At 35.6% G+C, this 18,165-nt stretch carries 12 protein-coding genes; 11 read left to right on the top strand and 1 reads right to left on the bottom strand.

The window, feature by feature from the left end:
- Positions 1-288: 288 nt before the first annotated feature.
- From VUJ46_RS15880 to VUJ46_RS15925, 10 genes are all read left to right on the top strand, one after another.
- Positions 289-1,755, top strand: a complete 1,467-nt coding sequence (locus VUJ46_RS15880) for a DUF5687 family protein (RefSeq protein WP_326981699.1) — start codon at positions 289-291, stop codon at positions 1,753-1,755.
- Positions 1,756-1,759: 4 nt separating this feature from the next.
- On the top strand, positions 1,760-2,473 hold the full coding sequence (locus VUJ46_RS15885; RefSeq protein WP_326981700.1) for an ABC transporter ATP-binding protein: 714 nt from the start codon (positions 1,760-1,762) through the stop codon (positions 2,471-2,473).
- Positions 2,474-2,492: 19 nt separating this feature from the next.
- On the top strand, positions 2,493-3,530 hold the full coding sequence (locus VUJ46_RS15890; RefSeq protein ID WP_326981701.1) for a S41 family peptidase: 1,038 nt from the start codon (positions 2,493-2,495) through the stop codon (positions 3,528-3,530).
- Between the two features lie 520 nt (positions 3,531-4,050).
- Positions 4,051-4,365: a T9SS type A sorting domain-containing protein gene (locus VUJ46_RS15895; RefSeq protein WP_326981702.1), complete on the top strand. Its 315-nt coding sequence runs from the start codon at positions 4,051-4,053 to the stop codon at positions 4,363-4,365.
- A 17-nt stretch (positions 4,366-4,382) separates the two neighbouring features.
- Positions 4,383-10,895 carry an RHS repeat-associated core domain-containing protein gene (locus tag VUJ46_RS15900; protein ID WP_326981703.1) on the top strand — a complete coding sequence of 2,171 codons (6,513 nt, stop codon included), beginning with the start codon at positions 4,383-4,385 and terminating at the stop codon, positions 10,893-10,895.
- A gap of 10 nt (positions 10,896-10,905) precedes the next feature.
- Complete coding sequence (locus VUJ46_RS15905; protein ID WP_326981704.1) at positions 10,906-11,592, top strand: hypothetical protein; 687 nt, start codon at positions 10,906-10,908, stop codon at positions 11,590-11,592.
- 6 nt (positions 11,593-11,598) lie between these two features.
- Entirely contained in the window at positions 11,599-12,285 is a 687-nt protein-coding gene (locus VUJ46_RS15910) for a hypothetical protein (protein WP_326981705.1), read from the top strand.
- Between the two features lie 684 nt (positions 12,286-12,969).
- Positions 12,970-13,515, top strand: coding sequence for a hypothetical protein (locus tag VUJ46_RS15915; protein ID WP_326981706.1), 546 nt, complete (start codon positions 12,970-12,972; stop codon positions 13,513-13,515).
- 6 nt (positions 13,516-13,521) lie between these two features.
- Positions 13,522-14,247, top strand: coding sequence for a hypothetical protein (locus VUJ46_RS15920; RefSeq protein ID WP_326981707.1), 726 nt, complete (start codon positions 13,522-13,524; stop codon positions 14,245-14,247).
- 125 nt (positions 14,248-14,372) lie between these two features.
- Positions 14,373-15,002 carry a hypothetical protein gene (locus VUJ46_RS15925; protein WP_326981708.1) on the top strand — a complete coding sequence of 210 codons (630 nt, stop codon included), beginning with the start codon at positions 14,373-14,375 and terminating at the stop codon, positions 15,000-15,002.
- A gap of 387 nt (positions 15,003-15,389) precedes the next feature.
- On the opposite strand, the gene VUJ46_RS15930 is transcribed toward VUJ46_RS15925, so the two are convergent.
- Positions 15,390-15,845 (bottom strand): META domain-containing protein, encoded by a 456-nt coding sequence (locus VUJ46_RS15930; RefSeq protein WP_326981709.1) that lies wholly within the window; start codon positions 15,843-15,845, stop codon positions 15,390-15,392.
- 85 nt (positions 15,846-15,930) lie between these two features.
- Here VUJ46_RS15930 and VUJ46_RS15935 point away from each other — a divergent pair, with 85 nt between their 5' ends.
- On the top strand, positions 15,931-18,135 hold the full coding sequence (locus VUJ46_RS15935) for a S46 family peptidase (RefSeq protein WP_326981710.1): 2,205 nt from the start codon (positions 15,931-15,933) through the stop codon (positions 18,133-18,135).
- The last annotated feature ends 30 nt before the right edge of the window (positions 18,136-18,165 follow it).

Genomic DNA, 18,165 nt, shown 5'->3' on the forward strand with positions numbered 1-18,165 from the left:
GATTCTTTTCCTTACACTCTACATATTGAACACGAAGCCACCCCCAATTTTTTTGACAATTCCCGTTTTAAGTCTCACCAAACCGTTCTACCTATAAAAGACCGGAAAAGATAAGCAAAGAAAATCAACGATATCATCTGTGGAAGATCTGCGATCTGTGGGAAATAAAATATTCGCGCATTCGAGTCAAAAAATACATCTAAATAATTTCTCCCCAAATTTTAAAACTGATCCTAAAAAACTGTAACATATTTCACAAAATCGTAACTAATACCTAAAAACTCAACTATGTTTATAAAATTTTTACGGTTAGAGATCAAAAGTTTTTTTCGTGGATCCTCCGTCGGGATGAATCTTGCCATGAAGATCTTCAGATTACTTGGGATTCTCTATTTTATGGCATGTCTTGTGGGAGGGGCGTTTGGGGCTTATTATTATGTTCATAAGGAAATGAGCGCCGATCCCGTAAAAATCGTTTCCCGGTTTTTAATAATTGTCTGGCTCGTCGATCTCATTTTCAAATATATGATGCAGCAGCTGCCAACGCAGAATATCAAGCCTTTTCTGACCATGAATATTTCGAAGAAAACATTGGTCAATTACATGTTGATTAAAACCTTTCTATCTCCTTTCAGCTGGCTGAATTCACTGTTCTTCATCACATTTTCAGTCATTGCCTTGTGGAATGGCTTCAGCATTGTAGGAATGTTAGCCTGGCTTGTTGGTGTTTCTTTATTCTTTTACCTGAATAATTTCATCAATATCCTTTTAAATGAGAAAGAAAAGATAGCTATAGGAATCGGAATTCTGATTGCAGGAATCGCCGCACTGGGATATTATAATATCTTTCCGGTGCTCTCTTATGCTGAAATATTTTTCTATAATTTTTACGAAAGACCTTATTTTATTGTGATTCCCATTTTGCTTTTTTCAGGACTGTGGAAAATATCTTTTAATTCAATTTTTCAAGAATTTTATCTTGATCAGGGGCTTGAAGCAAAAAAAGAAGTCGGTAAAACGGAAAATATCGCTTTTCTGAATAAATACGGCGTTATCGGGACGTTTATCAACAACGATATTAAAATGCTGAGACGTAACAAAGTCACCAAAGGTATTCTGATCGGAAGTTTCTTTTTCCTGTTTTACGGAATGCTGATGTTCTCGTCTCCCATTTATAAAACTCCGGCCATGATGATGTTTATGGGACTTTTCGTAACGGGTGGTTTCCAGTTTTTATTTGGGCAGAGGGTTCCTGCCTTCGACAGTTCTTATTATCCTTTGATGATGACATTGAATGTCCCTTATAAAGAATATATTAAGGCAAAATGGTGGCTGATGAATATTGTAACGGCTGTTTCTATCGTGCTTGCGCTATGTTATGCCTACTTCGGATGGGAAATTTATATTACATTTTTGGCGGCGGGAATTTACAATATCGGTGTTAATTCACAGTTTACCCTATGGTCCGGTGCTTATAACAAAATGCAGATCGATCTTAATTCCAAGGAGAAAAGATTCGGGCAAAAAAATAGTTTCAATATAAAATCTCTGATTCTGTTGATTCCTAAAATGCTTTTACCGATGGCTGTTTTTGCAGGTGCAAAATATTTCTTCGGAATCACCGCAGGTGTTGTAAGTATTGCTGTTGTAGGCTTAATAGGATTTTTACTGAGAGAAAAGATCTTCGATATCATTGTAAGACACTATAAAGTGGAGAAATACAGCACCATAGACGCATTTAAAAATAAAGCTTAAACTCATGATCACAATACAAAATTTATCTAAAACATACGGAAATGCTACCGTTTTAAATATAGAAAATCTCGAAATCCCTAAAGGAGAAACCTTCGGATTGGTAGGAAATAACGGAGCCGGAAAAACAACACTTTTCAGTCTGATGCTTGATCTTATCCAACCAACAACAGGTTTTGTGAGTGTGGATGGAATTAAAGTCAATGAATCAGAAGCCTGGAAAAGCAAAGTTTCGGCGTTCGTGGACGATACTTTTTTGATTGGCTATCTTACGCCTGAAGAATATTTTTATTTTATCGGCGAACTGAGAGGCCAGAACAAAGCTTCTGTAGATGATTTCTTAAAACAGTTTCATGATCTTTTCAATGGGGAAATTTTAAACTCAGGGAAATATATCCGTGATCTCTCAAAAGGAAATCAGAAAAAAGTGGGTATTGTGGGTGCCATTATCGGTAGCCCTGAAATTATTATTCTGGATGAACCTTTTGCGAACCTTGACCCTTCAACACAAATTAAATTGAAGAATTTAATTAAAGAATTATCAAAGCAGGATGGAGTAACCTTCCTTATTTCCAGTCACGACCTTTCGCATACGACAGAAGTCTGCAACCGGATCGTAGTGGTAAATAAAGGGAAGCAGGTAAAGGATATTCAGACGAATCCGGAAACATTGAAGGATCTGGAGCAATATTTTGCAGATCAGGTAAGTTTACCGGTTTAATCCTCAAAAACAGTATTCTATGATTTTAAAACGAATAGCAATTGTCTTTTCAGTTATCGGATTATCCGTTAGTATCAAGGCTCAAAGGGCCAAAACATCAAAAGACAGTATTCAGATATTTTATCGTCAGTTATTTTCTGACCTTAAAAAATCGTATGTAGACCGAAAGTCTGTGGACTGGAAATTGGTGGAATCGGAAACCAATGAGCATTTGAAAGAATATGATCATTTCATGAGCTCTTTAGAGGAGATAAAAGTACTCTTTGGTAAAATTAATGCCACTCATTGCATTATTATGAAAGGAGAGAATAGATATGCCTTAAAATCTGATATACCTTCGAAAGACAAAATGAGTGAGCAGTTTATCAGTAAGTTTAATACCAAACCCGGCTTTGAAGTTAAGGTAATTGACGGTGAGTATGGATATATTCTGATGCCATCTATTTCATCCCTTGACCAGACTTCTGATAAGATCCGTAAAATAGCGCAGCCGCTGTATGATCAGATTGCGGAAACAAAAATTAATAATAAGCTGAAAGGGTGGATTGTTGATTTGCGATTCAATACAGGCGGAAATTCTGAGCCTATGCTCTTGGCCTTATATGATTTTTTAGGAGATCATGAGGTTTGGGGTACGCTTGACTCCGACAGAAAAGCAGGGGATAAAATAAAACTCAGCAAAGGAGCTTATATCTATAATGGGAAAAAAAACTCTGAGATCATACCTAAAGGGGAATTACTGGACCAGACAAAAGTGGCGGTAATTACAGGCTTGCTTACCGCGAGTTCCGGAGAGGTAACCGCATTGGCTTTCAAAGGGAGACCTCATACCATCATGATCGGGGAAACTACTTTAGGATATACTACAAGTAATATCCTTACAAAACTGCCTTTTAATTTTGATATGGCTTTGACTGTGGGCTACGATACAGATCGAAACGGTATTTTTTATGAAAAAATTGTTCCCGATATAGCGGTTACAAAAGGGGATAATTTTGAAAATTTACTCATGGATAAAAATATTCAGGAAGCCATTAAATTCTTTAAGAGCGTATAAGGCTTAAAATAGAAAAGGTCGGAGAAAACTCTCCGACCTTTCTTTTTTTGAAATCGCTTAATCGGGTTTTGACATCGAATTGATATTAAAATATTGAAAAATGATATCCTTCCTACGTTATTTGGTGAAGCTAAAATTTCTAAAATGACGATTTTTTGAAATTTTAGGGATAAATTTCTATTTATGCTATTTTTTTAGACCTTTTTTTACGAAAAAAAATGTGTTTCTTGTTTTTTTCTATAAATTTTAAATTGATCAATAATTTCTGCTTTTAAAAATTCAAAATATTAAATAAAAAGCATTTATTTGTGGTTTTAATTTGTTATTTAGTTTAAATTGTTGTGGAAAAACAAATTTAAATCTAGTAATAATGAGGAAAAAATTATTTTCGCTAATGTCCTTGTCTGTGGTGTTCTTGGGATTTTCACAGACCCATGTATATTTTAAATATGATGAGGCAGGTAACCAACGGTATCGAGGTATAGATTCTAATACTAAACAAGCTATAGATGACAGGAAGATGGTATCTCATCTAAAATCTTCAGCTCAACCTCAAACAATCGATGAAAAAGAATTCTGGAAGCAAATTCGCTTATATCCGATTCCTGTAAATGATGTACTGACCATAGACTGGTCTGAAGATCTCGATCATATCATAGAATCTGTTTCGCTTTATCAACACAATACCTTACACTGGAAATTTCAACAACAAAATATTCCAAGTTTGAATAAGAAATTGCAGATCAATATGACGGGTTATCCTTGGGGTATATATGTATTGAAATTTACGCTAAAAGACGGAAGGACATTTACTAAAAACATTACTAAAAGATAATTTAAAAAAACACCAACATGAATTTTTATCACAAAATAAAGAGATTCTTAGGGTCTCTTATCCTGTGCTGCATTTCTATTGCAGGCATAGCACAGACAATAGAACCCCCAAAATTTTACGATACAAGAGGCAATGTGGATGTAAATACAGCAGGCCAGCTTGTATTTAATCTACCTATTGCTCTGCCACCCGGAATAAAAAACATTGCTCCAAAAGTGGATCTCGTTTATACCAGTGGAGCTTCTAATGGAATTGCAGGATATGGCTGGAATATAGCCGGGATCCATGCTATTTCAAGAGTCGGAAAAAATATTGAAAAAGATGGTGAAATGAAGGTGATTGAATTAGATTATTCTGATTTTTATGATTTCAACGGGCAGAGGCTGATTCTGAAATCAGGAGAATACGGAAAAGAAGGGGCAGAATATGTGACGGAGAATTTTTCCAATACAAAAATAAAATCTGTGGGTGCAGTCGCAGGACAGCAATGGAAAGGACCCGAATATTGGGAAGTAACCTTTGCAGATGGTACACAGGCCTGGTACGGAGCCATAAGTTCGGGGAATAGTAATGCCCGAACACCATTGGAATATAACATTGTGAAATCGAAAGATGTGCAGGGCAACTATATCACTTATACTTATGCACAACCCACAGGAAAAAATGTGGCTGTAATTTCTTCTATTAAATGGGGAGGAAATGAAACTTTAGGGAAACCGCATTTTAATGAGATCTTGTTTAATTATAATGTGGGAGTGAACCGTGGAGTCATAGAACAATCGTATTTGAATGGGGTATCATTTGTTCAGGATAGGCTGTTAAGTAATATCGTTGTAAAAACTAAAAACTCACAGTATAGAAAATATGCGATTATCTATAAAACTGAAGATACGAAATATCAATTTGTAGATAAGATACAGGAATACAATGCGGAAGATCAACCCGCAAATCCGATTGAATTTATCAGACAAGAAAATAGGCCAAATAATGGTAATGTCGGTGCTTCAGAACACATACATGAGCTCTTTTTATCCGGAGATTTTCGTGGAATGCATAGAACGGATTTTATTATAAAACGACAAACAGCCAATGGACAGTATCATTATTATCTGCAAAGTACCGAAGGGGAGCGCTATGTGGGACCGCATGATATTTTTAGAAATGCCGCTGCCATTACTATTAAAGATGCTAATGGTATTGTTGATAGCAAGCAGGGAATTGTTGCTTATTCGGTAGATAATACAACGAGAAATCTCACGATTACCTATTATCTTATTGATTTTACAAAACCGGCTAATGTTAATTCACTTTACGTTGTAGCAACAAAAGTGATCCCCCGTAATCAATGGGATGAAAGTGAAGATAATTACGGGCAGGATTCCAACTACTCCTATGACAAAACAACAATTATCCGAAAAATCATTTCGTATGATATAGATGGGGATGGAGTGCCGGAGGTTCTGATCGAAAAACATAATAATACCGAAACCAGGAGATGTACTCCTTTCTCGGAAAATCACATCCCTACTGAGGAAGAATGCCAAAGAGGTAATTATAATGAGTATAAATATATAGTTCTTAAACAGCAGGATCATGCTTTTCCTCACTTTGAATTTATTTTTGATAATAGTGATAAGGTCTTTTTTGGTGATTTTAACGGGGATGGAATTTCTGATATCGGAAAATCTATTGGTTTAAACTCTAGTACTCTGATAAATGGAGAAACTGTACCTCTCAACAGCTTCAGTGCTTTTAATCTTCGAAAAAATGCACAAGGGAATTTAGGTTTGGTACAGGTTTTTTCTGCCGATTTTTCGGGAGTTTCTTCAGAGACTCAAATCGGTGATTTTAATGGAGATGGGCTTGCTGATCTTTTTGTTCGGACAAATGTTAAGGATCATTATATCATCAATTTAAATACAGGGAAAACTTTTGTTAAATTACCATATTTTACGGGTTTTAATGCCACGGAGAGCTCTGTAACACAAAAAAATGGCTACTATTCAGTTGCTAAAGTATTGGATATTAACAGGGATGGAAAGTCGGATATTGTCAATTTCAGTTCCAGCTATAATATTACATCTTCAGGTTCTGCAACTTCGACCTATACAATTAGAGTGAGCCAGAATGAGGGGTATGCTAATGATAAGATTAAATTCAGCTCCAATACCCCGTTTATATCCAATTATAATGCCCCATTTATTTTTAGAGACATTGTGGGATTAAGCCAAAATGATTTCCATATTTATACTCCTCCCTCTTCACAGAAAAGTTTAGGAAGAATTTTTGAACTTTATTACCCTTCCAATCTTAGAGAATCGCCAATTATGGGGATTAAACAAGGTAATATCGAAACAAGGGTCGAGTATAAATCTGATGCAATACTATATGCGCGAGCTTATAAGCCCATAAAAAAACAGCAGTATCCTTTGATGGAATTGGAGAATACAAATTCACAGATGGTATCGGCAATATACCAAACTCATCGGGGTGACAATTCTCGTAGTACTGGCAGAGCAAAACATTTCTGCTATCGTGGGCTTATCATCAACCTGCACAATAAGAGAATGGTTGGATTTCAACAACAGGCAAGCTCTTCATGGTATTTTATCGCTTACGGATTGCCCCATATTCCGGTATGGTCCGGTATTGAAACAGATCCTCTGAAAGAAGGAGTGCCTGTAAAAGAATGGTCTATAAGAACCAAGGATAAAGATAAAATTTTCCCGACAGATATTTCTGAAAATAATACTCAGCTATTAAGTTTTAAGGCAACTACCTATCAAATAGACAAGCTCCTGAATGGTCAGGTTGTAACAACTATTCCCACAACCGATAAAGCGAAGATCGTGACCGCTGTTCTTCCTAAAACGAATAGAGGAAAAGATTTCTTAACAGGCAATATCGCAGAGGCTTCCACAACGTATGGCGAGTTTTATCTTCCGTCACAAACGGTTTCCAGGATCAATAACTCTTATGCTGTAACGACATCTAATTATCTATACAGCAATAATCCTTCTGGTACGGGAACCGCCTATTATATAGGACGTCCCATATCCAAAACGCAAACCGTTCAGGCGTACGGAGATACCCAATCTGCCAAAGAAGAATATACCTATGAAAACAATCTGCTTAAAACCCTCAAGACCTGGAGTCGTAAAAATACCGACTATCTCCTTGAGACCTATCATTACGATGGTTTTGGAAATATGAGACAGAAAGTACTCGGCAACAGTATCGATTCCCAAGTCCGCACGATAACCTCACAGTATGATTCCAATGGAAGATTTGTTATAAAACAGACGGATCAATTGGGGTTGGAAACTGTTTTGGGGTATAATGATTGGGGACAGGTCATAAAAAAAATCGATCCTTTGGGAAATGTACTCACCAATACCTATAACGGCTGGGGTAAATTAATATCCTCCCATCATAGCTTAGAAGGCGAAACGTCCTACACTTATACAAAAGACGGAGATAATGCCGTGGTTACCAGTACGACCCCCGACGGTAACATATCGCAGGTGTACACCAATGTCTGGGGAGATGAATACAAAACAAAAACCAAAGCCTTCGGACAGGGAAAATTTAGCGCTAAAGAAATACAGTATGACGACCTTTTCAGAAAAATTAAAGAATCGGAGCCGTATTTTGAAGGGCAAACTTCCAGACAATGGAACGAGATTGCTTATGACGATTCAGTATTTCCGTCAAAAGTAACCGTCACTGCATTTAATGGAAAACAAACCCAAACCTCTGTTTCGGGCTCTACTACCATCGTTAAAGAGATGAATGGATATGGAAGAACGACGTCTAAAACAGCGGATGCCCTCGGAAATATCATTTCCACTTCGGATCATGGCGGAACGGTTCAATTCTCATACAATGCAGCAGGAGAGCAGATTCAGGCAAAATATGCAGAAAATATAGTGACGACATTATACGACTCCTGGGGAAGAAAGAAGGAGTTTAATGATCCCTCAAACGGAATATACAAATATGAATATGACGGTTTGGGACAGGCAACAACAACCATAAGCCCGAAAGGAAGGAAAAAATATACCTATAACAACATCGGGCAAATTATTTTACAGGAAGAGCGATCAACAGTAGATGGAGGGCAAGCCACCAATAAGACCATTCATTTTACTTACAATCAGAAAAAAATGCTCACTGCAAAATCCGGAACGGCAAATGGAGAATCATTTTCGAACAGTTTTTCTTACGATTCTGCGGGAAGACTGCTATCGATGGTAGAAAATAGTTTTGGGAAAAAATATTCTCAAAAAGATATTATCTATGACAGTAAAGGAAGGATTGTTTCCTACGAAAAAGAACTGCAGTCTTCGGGGATGGTCACCAAGGTTCAGATTGAGAATGTGTACAGCCCGTGGAGTGGCGACCTTTACCAGATAAAAGATAAGATATCGGGGAACGTGCTGTGGGAGCTCCAAACTGCAACAGCGAAAGGAGAAGTGCTTACTTCAAAACTGGGGAGTACCACGATCACAAATTCCTATCATCAGAATACCGGGTTTTTGGCAGGCATTAACCATTCATCGCAGGTAAAACCATCCATTCTTCAGATATCCTATTCTTTTGATGCCTTGAAAAATGAACTCAAGAGCAGAACTACAGGAGGAGATTTCAATATTGTAGAAGCCTTCGATTATGATGAGAACAACCGTTTGATCAACTGGACAGATCCGGTGACCGGGACAAAACCTTCTGCCAACAGAAATACCTACGATGTCAAAGGCAGGATTACGGCAAACGATCAGGTAGGAAACATCAGGTTCGAAAATTCGGCAAAGATCTACCAACCTACAGGAATGACCCTGAATGCTGCAGGAACTCAAAACTATAATGGTGATCTCATCCAGACGGTGATGTACAATGAGAATAATGATCCTGTGCATATCTTCGGTGAAAAAAATCAGGTCGCTTTTCAGTATGGGTTGGGCAATATGAGGCAACGTGTAGATATCACTAAGAAAGTAAGCTACGGAGGGGAGCCTATTTCGGCTTTCAAAGCACCACGGCATGATGATGAGATTTGGGATCCCAACAATCACTGGAGAGGTACTTTTACTCATTTCTATAATGAGGATGGCAGCTTTCAGATTGTAAGAGATCAGAATACCAATCTCGAAAAGCATATTTTATATATTGGAGGGAACCCGTATGATGCCAATATTGTATATTTGAAAAAAGAAACAGAAAGCAGTGGATCTTATCGGTTTCTCCATAAAGATTATCTCGGAAGCATCCTTGCCATAAGTGATGAAGCCGGGAATAAGCTGGAGCAGAGACATTATGATGCCTGGGGCAGTTTTACGCATCTTCAGCTGGCAGGAGGTCCTGTGGTGACCGATAAAAATACCATTGCCAATGCTGTTTTAATCATAGACCGAGGATACACCAGCCATGAGCATTTCCTGGGTGTGGGGATAATTCACATGAATGGCAGATTGTATGATCCGCTTCTGAGAAGATTTTTAAGCGCTGATGAGCATATACAGGATCCCGCCAATACCCAGAATTATAATAAGTACGGGTATGTGCTGAACAACCCTTTGCTGTATAACGATCCCAGCGGTGAATATTTGGGCTTTATCATCGGGTTTGTCGCAGGAAGCTATATATCGGGAGTACAGGCGAATGGCGGAAATATGAACCCTTTCACCTGGGACTGGAAGAATTCATGGTCTGCTGTTGTTGGAGGAGGTTTTGCGGGTGGAGCCATTGGGGCGGGCATACAGAATATCTCTGTTGCCGGAACCAAATTTATCCAAAACTCCATTGTTGGAGCCGCAGGAAGTATCTTCAACGGGATTGCCAATGGACAGAATGTCTTTAAAAGTGCCTTTATAGGATTCTCCGGATTAAGCTACTCTTTTAATCTCTCCGGAAATACCCAAACCTCTACCGATGCTACAAGTGCAGGATATCGGTATATCATTTCTCCGGATTATAATGCCGATACAAGGGATTACGGAAATGATGGACCACATCCTTTTACTAGATCGGAGATTAACATATTGTTAAGTGGTGGGCTTATAACAGCAGCCACAGCAAAGGTTTTATTATCCGGAGTAGCGTTAGAAGGAATAGGAGCCGGTACTGTTGCGACAGGAGCTGTCTCTTCTTCTATGACTTGGGGAACTTTTGCAACCGTACTTACCCGAGCACTTTCTATAGGAGCATTATTATCTATTAAAAATGATGCTCCACCACAAAGATATTATGTGTATGGAATTGCAGGAAAAGACGAAATGGCGAAATTTGGAGTTACAAAACAAGATGATCCAATAAATCGACCGCAAAGTCAAATTCCAGGACTGAATAGAGACTATGCAGCATTTGGTCCCCATAGTTGGAAATTCTTAAAAGGACCTGTTGATAGGAATACAGCATTCATTTATGAAAAGTATTATGTGTGGGCATATACTGAAAATGCTGGTATTAAGCCATATGCTCAAAAATATCCATATCCTGATGCTATTATAAGATTTAATAAGAAACATTAAATAAAAATAAATGAAAAATATTTGGTTTACCATGTATGTATTACCTAAGCACAATGATAAATATATTAGATTGGGTAATTATAGGACATTGCTTGAAATTCTTATGATTCCAGCTATCCAGAATAAAATTAATAGAAATAAAAAAGCTCAAAAAATTATGTTTTGTCTTATTCCAGAAATGGATGAAGATTTAATAGATAGCTTCCGCTCTAATTATTTTAATAAGGAAAGGCTAAATGGAGGTATTATCAATTTTAATGCAACATCAAAAGGAATAAATTGGAATAGCTATACAGATCAAGAAAGGAAAGATTTTCTGATTGAAAAATGGAAAGTTCTATTCGCAAATTTATCAGATGATTATTTTGTAGTAGATAAATCTGAGATCATCGATTCATTAGAAAAACTGAGAAAAGAAGATTGGAAGCAAACCAGTCTCTTATTCAAGAAAAGACTAAAGTACAACAGAGAAGCTTACAGTGTTGTCATGGATATTTCGGTGGAAAGAGCAAAGCTTGCTTTGGTAAGAGATTCTGATGAAAAATGTTTTGTTCTTAAAGAATATGAAGAAGTCTGGAGAATAATGACAGATGCTAATTTCAAAAATTTCAAGCTTGATGGAGATATTTTATCATTTGAGAATAAAACCTTCTTTTTGGAACCTGAAGTTTTTGATTTGAGAGAACTAATAAAATGATGTTGAATGAGAAATATTTGGTTTACAATATATACAGGTTCAGTTGAAAATTATTCTGGAATAGCTAATTACCGTACTCTGCTTGAGAAGCTACTAATCTCCGTTATTCAGGATAAAATCAATAGAGAAAAAAAGATTCAAAAGTATATATTGATGTTTTCTAATAATATTGAGGTCGATAATATTGAACTTTTTAAAGACCTGCATTATGAAAAGAAAGTAAGAGATGGGATAGTTAGTCTCGATGTCTCCACAAAACATATTGATTGGAATAACCTTTCAGAACAGGAAAAAAAAGATTTTTTAATCGAAAAATGGAAGGTTCTTTTTAATAATCTTTCAGACGATTATTTCTTAACTGATAAATCAGAAGTAATTGCATCTTTAGAAGATCTTAAAACTCAAGAATGGCGAATAACAAGTTCGCCATTCAAAAAAAAGGTAAAATATAATAAGGAGAATTATTCAGTGGTGATTGATCTGTCAACGCAAAGAGCGCAATTGGCTTTGGTGAGAGATTCGGATCAAGAATGGTATGCCCTCCGAGATTTTGAAACAAGTATGATTCATACCAATGCTTATTTTAAAGGTTTTACATTGGAAGGAGATAAGTTGACTTTTCTTTATAAAAATTTCTTTAATGCGATGTTTAAATCCCCGCCGGTATTCAATTTAAAAGAGTGTATTGTATAGATCATTTGATTTACCTTATAAACCCCGCAGGGGTTAAATATCAGTAGCGTCGGGTGAAACCCGATGTATACGTATTCCATGATGTTATAACCCTGAAAGGGTTAAGTAATTTAAAGGAAATTTCAAAGATAAAATGGTATAAAATGTCGGAGAAAACTCTCCGACCTTTCTTTTTTGAAATTGCTTAATCGGGTTTTGACATCGAATTGATATTAAAATATTGAAAAATGATATCCTTCCTACGTTATTTGGTGAAGCTAAAATTTCTAAAATGACGATTTTTTGAAATTTTAGGGGTAAATTTCTATTTATGCTATTTTTTTTAGACCTTTTTCTACGAAAAAAAAATGTGTTTCGTGTTTTTTTTCTATAAATTTTAAATTGATCAATAATTTCCGCTTTTAAAAATTCAAAATATTAAATAAAAAGCATTTATTTGTGGTTTTAATTTGTTATTTAGTTTAAATTGTTGTGGAAAAACAAATTGAAATCTAGTAATAATGAGGAAAAAATTATTTTCGCTAATGTCCTTGTCTGTGGTGTTCTTAGGATTTTCACAGACCCATGTATAAATATACTAATGGGGGTTGGGAAGGTTTGACAAAAAATATTTTACTTAATTATATTCAAAGTAATTTCTGCCCAGAATGTTCATCTGGTTCTCTTCAACGAAAAGCGGGTCTGATGTTTGAAAGTGCTTTTAATGCTATTATGACTACAGATTTGGCTTCATTTAATTATACGAATAATAATAATAGAATTGGAGGAATGTATAAGAACAGACCGAGAAATACAATTCCTGATGGAGTCTACGATTTGGTGCGGGATGAGATAGAATACAGAAAGGATAATTTTAAATTAGGTCCTTTTAATATTAGAATTCCTATTCCTACAGGAATAAATACGCAAAAGTTCCCAAGTGTACTGTATGCTGAAGTAAAGGCAATGGATGGTACTTTATATACCAGCTCCAATCAGGGGCAATTATCAGCCATGATTACCTCAATGCATACTAATAATGGGGTTAATAGCTATGGAGGACAGTTTTTGATAGGGACAACTTCCGACACTGTAATTTCTTCAGGTATTTATTCATTAGGAGCCAGCTTCGGTAAAAGCGCCATTAGTATTGTTCACATGACCAGCCAATACAGGATAATATCAGGAGCGATGCAGATCAGGTTTTCTCAAGGGTGGTTCGGAACAACAAGTGCAACCTTTCTTAAATAATTTATTATGAAAAATATATTAATAGTATTTCTTTTTTTAATTCTAAAAACAAATAGCATAATGGCACAAGACAATTTTAAGGTTTTAACAAAAGATGAAGAGCAAGCAAAATATAATTTAAGGGATTTAAAATTTTATAAGATGTCCCCATATAATGAAAGTCTTGCTTACTTTATTGATGATCGTAGTTTACTTGTTCTGCAAAATTTTCCGGCAGCTGAACATTCTTTGATACTCAGTATTTCTGATTTTGACCATAATAAATTTCCTTTACTCCCTGAAAATGATACTCCTTACTATGGATGTAAGGAATTAATCAATAGGGAAAATTTCACAAAGGAAAATATGTTGAAGATCTTAAATGAACTTAATTTTGTCTATGATGAAGAAACGTTGTATATGGATGCAGAAAAATTTAATAAGAAGCTTTCTCGAAATGATAAAATAAAGTTTTTTATTCCCATGTTATATTTTATCGGTGAAAACCTACACAAAATTTGTCCGAATGCAGAGTGGCAATTTTATACTCTTAATTATTTTCATCCATTTTGTGAAGCAGGTCTTTATTATGAGAAACGACAATTTTCCTTCTATGATTTAAATTTATTGTTAGAGGATAAACTTTTACGTGATAAGAATTTAACATTTAGAAGTATCTACAAAAAAATTCAAAAAAAATTATTAAAGGATAAAGAATTATGGTGGGACTTTGGGAATGTTAAAGGTGACTGATCTAAATTAATTCCATACAGCAAAAGTGGGTAAATCCTGCTTTTGCTTTAATTTTAAAATTTAATATTGTGATGAGTCAGAAATACATAACAATCAATAAAGAGTAAGCTTTTAATAAATATCCTTTGGAAGCTCTACAGATAATAGAGCGTCAGTCAGAGTATAATCTTGCAACAGCAACTCTAGTTGAAGATAATTTATATCTACTAGAACCGATGGAAGGAGATCTAAGTATTTTGGCGTCTAAAGAAGTATATGAGAAAATGTTTTCCAATAATAGTTTCCCTTTATTCACAGATAATAATACTCCTTATTACAGGTATAAAGCATTGATGAATAAAGAAGGATTTATAAAAGAGAATATGTTGAGGATATTAAATGAACTCAATTTTGTATATAAGCCGGATACATTCTATGCCGATGCGGAAAAATTTGTGAAAACACTTTCCATAGAAGATAAGATTAAATTTATTATTCCCATTCAATATTTTATGGGTGAAGACTTCCGTAAAATAAGTCCCGAAGCAGAATGGGAATTTAATATCCGATGTTATTTTCAACCTTTTTTTGAGCCATGTCTTTATTATAAGACCTATAATTTTGATTTTTATGATATCAATTTGTTGTTAAGGGAAAAATTGTTTAAAGATCGAAACATAACATTTAAAACTATTATAAAAAAGGAAAACTTCAGATTTCTTCGAGGTTTTCCGGTATTTATTTTTATAGGTCACAAGATACTTTCATATTCATAAAATACGGTTTGAAACGGATTTATCGCTTATTTTTTCTCTCGCAGATTTCTCCGATTTGGCAGATGATGAAAAATAAATCTGCTTTATCTGTTAAATCTGCGTGAATAAATACTTTGTCAATATGTATTTAACGTGAACTCGATGGTATTTCCCTTGTTTTCAGTTTGTTAAATTTAATGAATAGTGAATTTTGCTTTACAAGTGAATTTACGCACGGCTAAGATTGACCATTGACTCGAAGAAATTCACGATTCACAATTCACCAACCCTCATCTGTTGGGTCTTAAAGGGCTACTTTTTCGTTCTGTTGACAAGAAAAATCCAGCTTCCAACTTCTATCTTCCAGCTCTTTAACTCATGTTTTTTTCATCGAATTCACGTTAAATATTAATCCCAATCAGCAGCAATAAATTTCATTGAATTTCCCTGAGGATCCGTTAATGTTAAAAAATGACCTTCCACTTTAAAATTTGTGATGTTTTTAAATGTTTTTGAAAAATCATTTTCCAGTTTCATATCTTGACAAGCTTTCTCTGTAGAACCTATTCCTGAAATCTTCACTTTACCATTGTTTTTAAATTCAGAAGTAAAAAATATATTGTTGCAGCCAACAAATGCGTTTCCATGAATTTTTCCATCTTTTGCGGATCCGGTTAAATTTATTTTAGCATTCATCTTAATTAAATCAGCTTTAGTAAAATTTTCAAAAGCAATCATCATCCATTCTCGTTGAAGATGAGGGTTTTTTGCCGTGTTTATTGAGTTTTCGGGCATCAGAGAAGAGCAGTTTAGCAACATCTGTAAAACTAAAATCGTAAAAATTGATAAAAGCAGTTTTTTCATAAGTCTCAGTATTCCATTTTTGTACCACTTGAAAACAGAATATCGTAAAAATTAGTAAATTAGCGACACAAAAATTTTTTATAAAATGAAAAGACTATTTCTACTATTCACTTTTCTATTGGGCTTCGCTCAGATGAGGGCGGATGAGGGGATGTGGCTGTTAATGCTCATCAAAAGACTTAACGGTGTCGACATGCAAAAAGAAGGTTTGCACCTGACGCCTGAGGAAATTTATTCCGTAAACAATTCCAGTATGAAGGATGCTATCGTAAGTTTCGGTGGTTTCTGTACGGGAGAGATCGTATCTGACCAAGGATTGATCTTTACCAATCACCACTGTGGTTACGGTGCTGTTGCGGCGGCTTCTACTCCGGAGAAAGACTATTTGAAGAATGGTTTTTGGGCAATGAAGCAAAAAGATGAATTCAACGCAAAAGATCTTTATGTAAGATTTTTAGTAAGAATGGATGATGCTACGCAGAGAATCAATTCTAAACTAAACAACAATATGTCTGCTGACGAAAGAAAAGCTGTAATTGAGGCTGAATCGAAAGCAATCCAGACAGAAAACTCAGAAAACGGAAAATATACAGTAGTAGTAAGAGATTTCTTCAACGGAAATGAATTCTATTATTTCGTTTACCAGGATTATAAAGATATCAGATTAGTAGGGGCTCCACCTTCATCATTGGGTAAATTCGGAGGAGATACTGATAACTGGGAGTGGCCAAGACATACGGCAGACTTCACGGTTTTCAGAGTGTATGCCGATGCTGCAGGAAATCCTGCTGAATTTTCACCAAGCAACAAACCATTGAAACCTAAGCATTTCTTACCGGTTTCTTTGAAAGGAATTAAGCCTGGTGATTTTTCTATGATCATGGGTTATCCAGGAAGAACAAATCGTTATTTGACTTCTTACGGAATTCAACAAATGGTAGGTAAAGATTATCCGGCTTGGGTTCAGGCTTCTAAATTAGCAATGGATGTTATGAAGAAGTATATGGATAAAGACAAAGGAACTCAACTTAATTATGCTTCTCAGTATGCTTCAGTAGCCAACTACTGGAAAAACAGACAGGGAACTATTGATGCTGTTATTAAAAACGGAACAATTACCGACAAGCAGCAACTTGAAGAGAAATTCAGAACTTGGGCTGTACAACCGGAAAACGTTTCTCAATATGAGATGGTTTTAGATGATATTGCAACATACTACAAGCAATCTTCTGACAGAAATGTTGAAAGAAATTACTATTCTCAATTGATGAGAAATTCTAAATATTTCTCTTTAGCATTACAAGTAGGATCTGTTCTTAAGGCTTATGCTGAACAAGATATGGCTGGAAGACTGGCAATGAAACCAAAAGTGGATGCTGCTGTAAAAGCTGCTTACGAAAACATCAATACAAATCTTGAAGGTGAAATGATGAATTCTATGGTTGGTCTTTATCAATCAAAAGTAAGCAAAGATGTGGGTTCTGCTACCATTATGGGATTAGATTCAAAAAATCTTTCAAACGTAGCTTACTCATCTATTTTCGCTAATAAAACTTCGGTTACTAACTTTATTTTAAACCCAGACCGTTTAAAATTAGATGCTGATCCGCTTTTAAAAATCGCTAACGGAATTGTTGCCGATCAAAAAGGATCTAACGAAAGATTTGTAAAAATCGACGATAATTTTGCTAAAAACAGTCGTCTTTTCTTAGCTGGTTTAATGAAAGCTATGCCTGAGAAAAAATTCTATCCAGATGCTAACTCTACCATGAGATTAACGTACGGAACTGTTGATAAATTACCTATCAGAAACGATAGAAATTACTTCGGAGTTACTGATAACTATTATACAGATATGGCTGGTCTTGTTGGAAAATACAAGAAAGGCGACGAAGAATTTGATCTTCCACAAAGAGTGATCGACCTTTACAACATGAGCGACTTCGGTCAGTATGCTGATGCTAAAGGATATATGCCGGTAAACTTCCTTTCAAACAACGATATTACGGGAGGTAACTCTGGTTCTCCCGTTATCGATGGAGACGGAAACCTTATCGGTATTGCATTCGACGGAAATAGCGAAGCATTAAGTGGGGATATCGTTTTCGAACCAGAATGGCAAAAAACAATCAACGTAGATATTCGTTTCGTTCTTTGGACGATCGACAAATATGCGGGAGCAAGAAGAATCATCGACGAACTGAAATTAGTAAGAGATGAGAACACTCCGGCTGATACAAAAACACGTGCTGCTAAGCCTGATCACTTAAAAGCAAAAAATAAAAAATAGTCTTTATTGATCTATTTTCAGAAACCGTGA

This window comes from Chryseobacterium sp. MYb264, from assembly GCF_035974275.1.
Lineage (GTDB): Bacteria > Bacteroidota > Bacteroidia > Flavobacteriales > Weeksellaceae > Chryseobacterium.

What these genes read in the sequence shown, in the direction of transcription:
- VUJ46_RS15915 (WP_326981706.1), top strand. Translation starts at nt 12,970, where the DNA reads ATGTTTGAAAGTGCTTTTAATGCTATTATGACTACAGATTTGGCTTCA.
- VUJ46_RS15920 (WP_326981707.1), top strand. Translation starts at nt 13,522, where the DNA reads ATGAAAAATATATTAATAGTATTTCTTTTTTTAATTCTAAAAACAAAT.
- VUJ46_RS15935 (WP_326981710.1), top strand. Translation starts at nt 15,931, where the DNA reads ATGAAAAGACTATTTCTACTATTCACTTTTCTATTGGGCTTCGCTCAG.
- VUJ46_RS15910 (WP_326981705.1), top strand. Translation starts at nt 11,599, where the DNA reads ATGAGAAATATTTGGTTTACAATATATACAGGTTCAGTTGAAAATTAT.
- VUJ46_RS15895 (WP_326981702.1), top strand. Translation starts at nt 4,051, where the DNA reads ATGGTATCTCATCTAAAATCTTCAGCTCAACCTCAAACAATCGATGAA.
- VUJ46_RS15880 (WP_326981699.1), top strand. Translation starts at nt 289, where the DNA reads ATGTTTATAAAATTTTTACGGTTAGAGATCAAAAGTTTTTTTCGTGGA.
- VUJ46_RS15905 (WP_326981704.1), top strand. Translation starts at nt 10,906, where the DNA reads ATGAAAAATATTTGGTTTACCATGTATGTATTACCTAAGCACAATGAT.
- VUJ46_RS15930 (WP_326981709.1), bottom strand. Translation starts at nt 15,845, where the DNA reads ATGAAAAAACTGCTTTTATCAATTTTTACGATTTTAGTTTTACAGATG.
- VUJ46_RS15890 (WP_326981701.1), top strand. Translation starts at nt 2,493, where the DNA reads ATGATTTTAAAACGAATAGCAATTGTCTTTTCAGTTATCGGATTATCC.
- VUJ46_RS15900 (WP_326981703.1), top strand. Translation starts at nt 4,383, where the DNA reads ATGAATTTTTATCACAAAATAAAGAGATTCTTAGGGTCTCTTATCCTG.
- VUJ46_RS15885 (WP_326981700.1), top strand. Translation starts at nt 1,760, where the DNA reads ATGATCACAATACAAAATTTATCTAAAACATACGGAAATGCTACCGTT.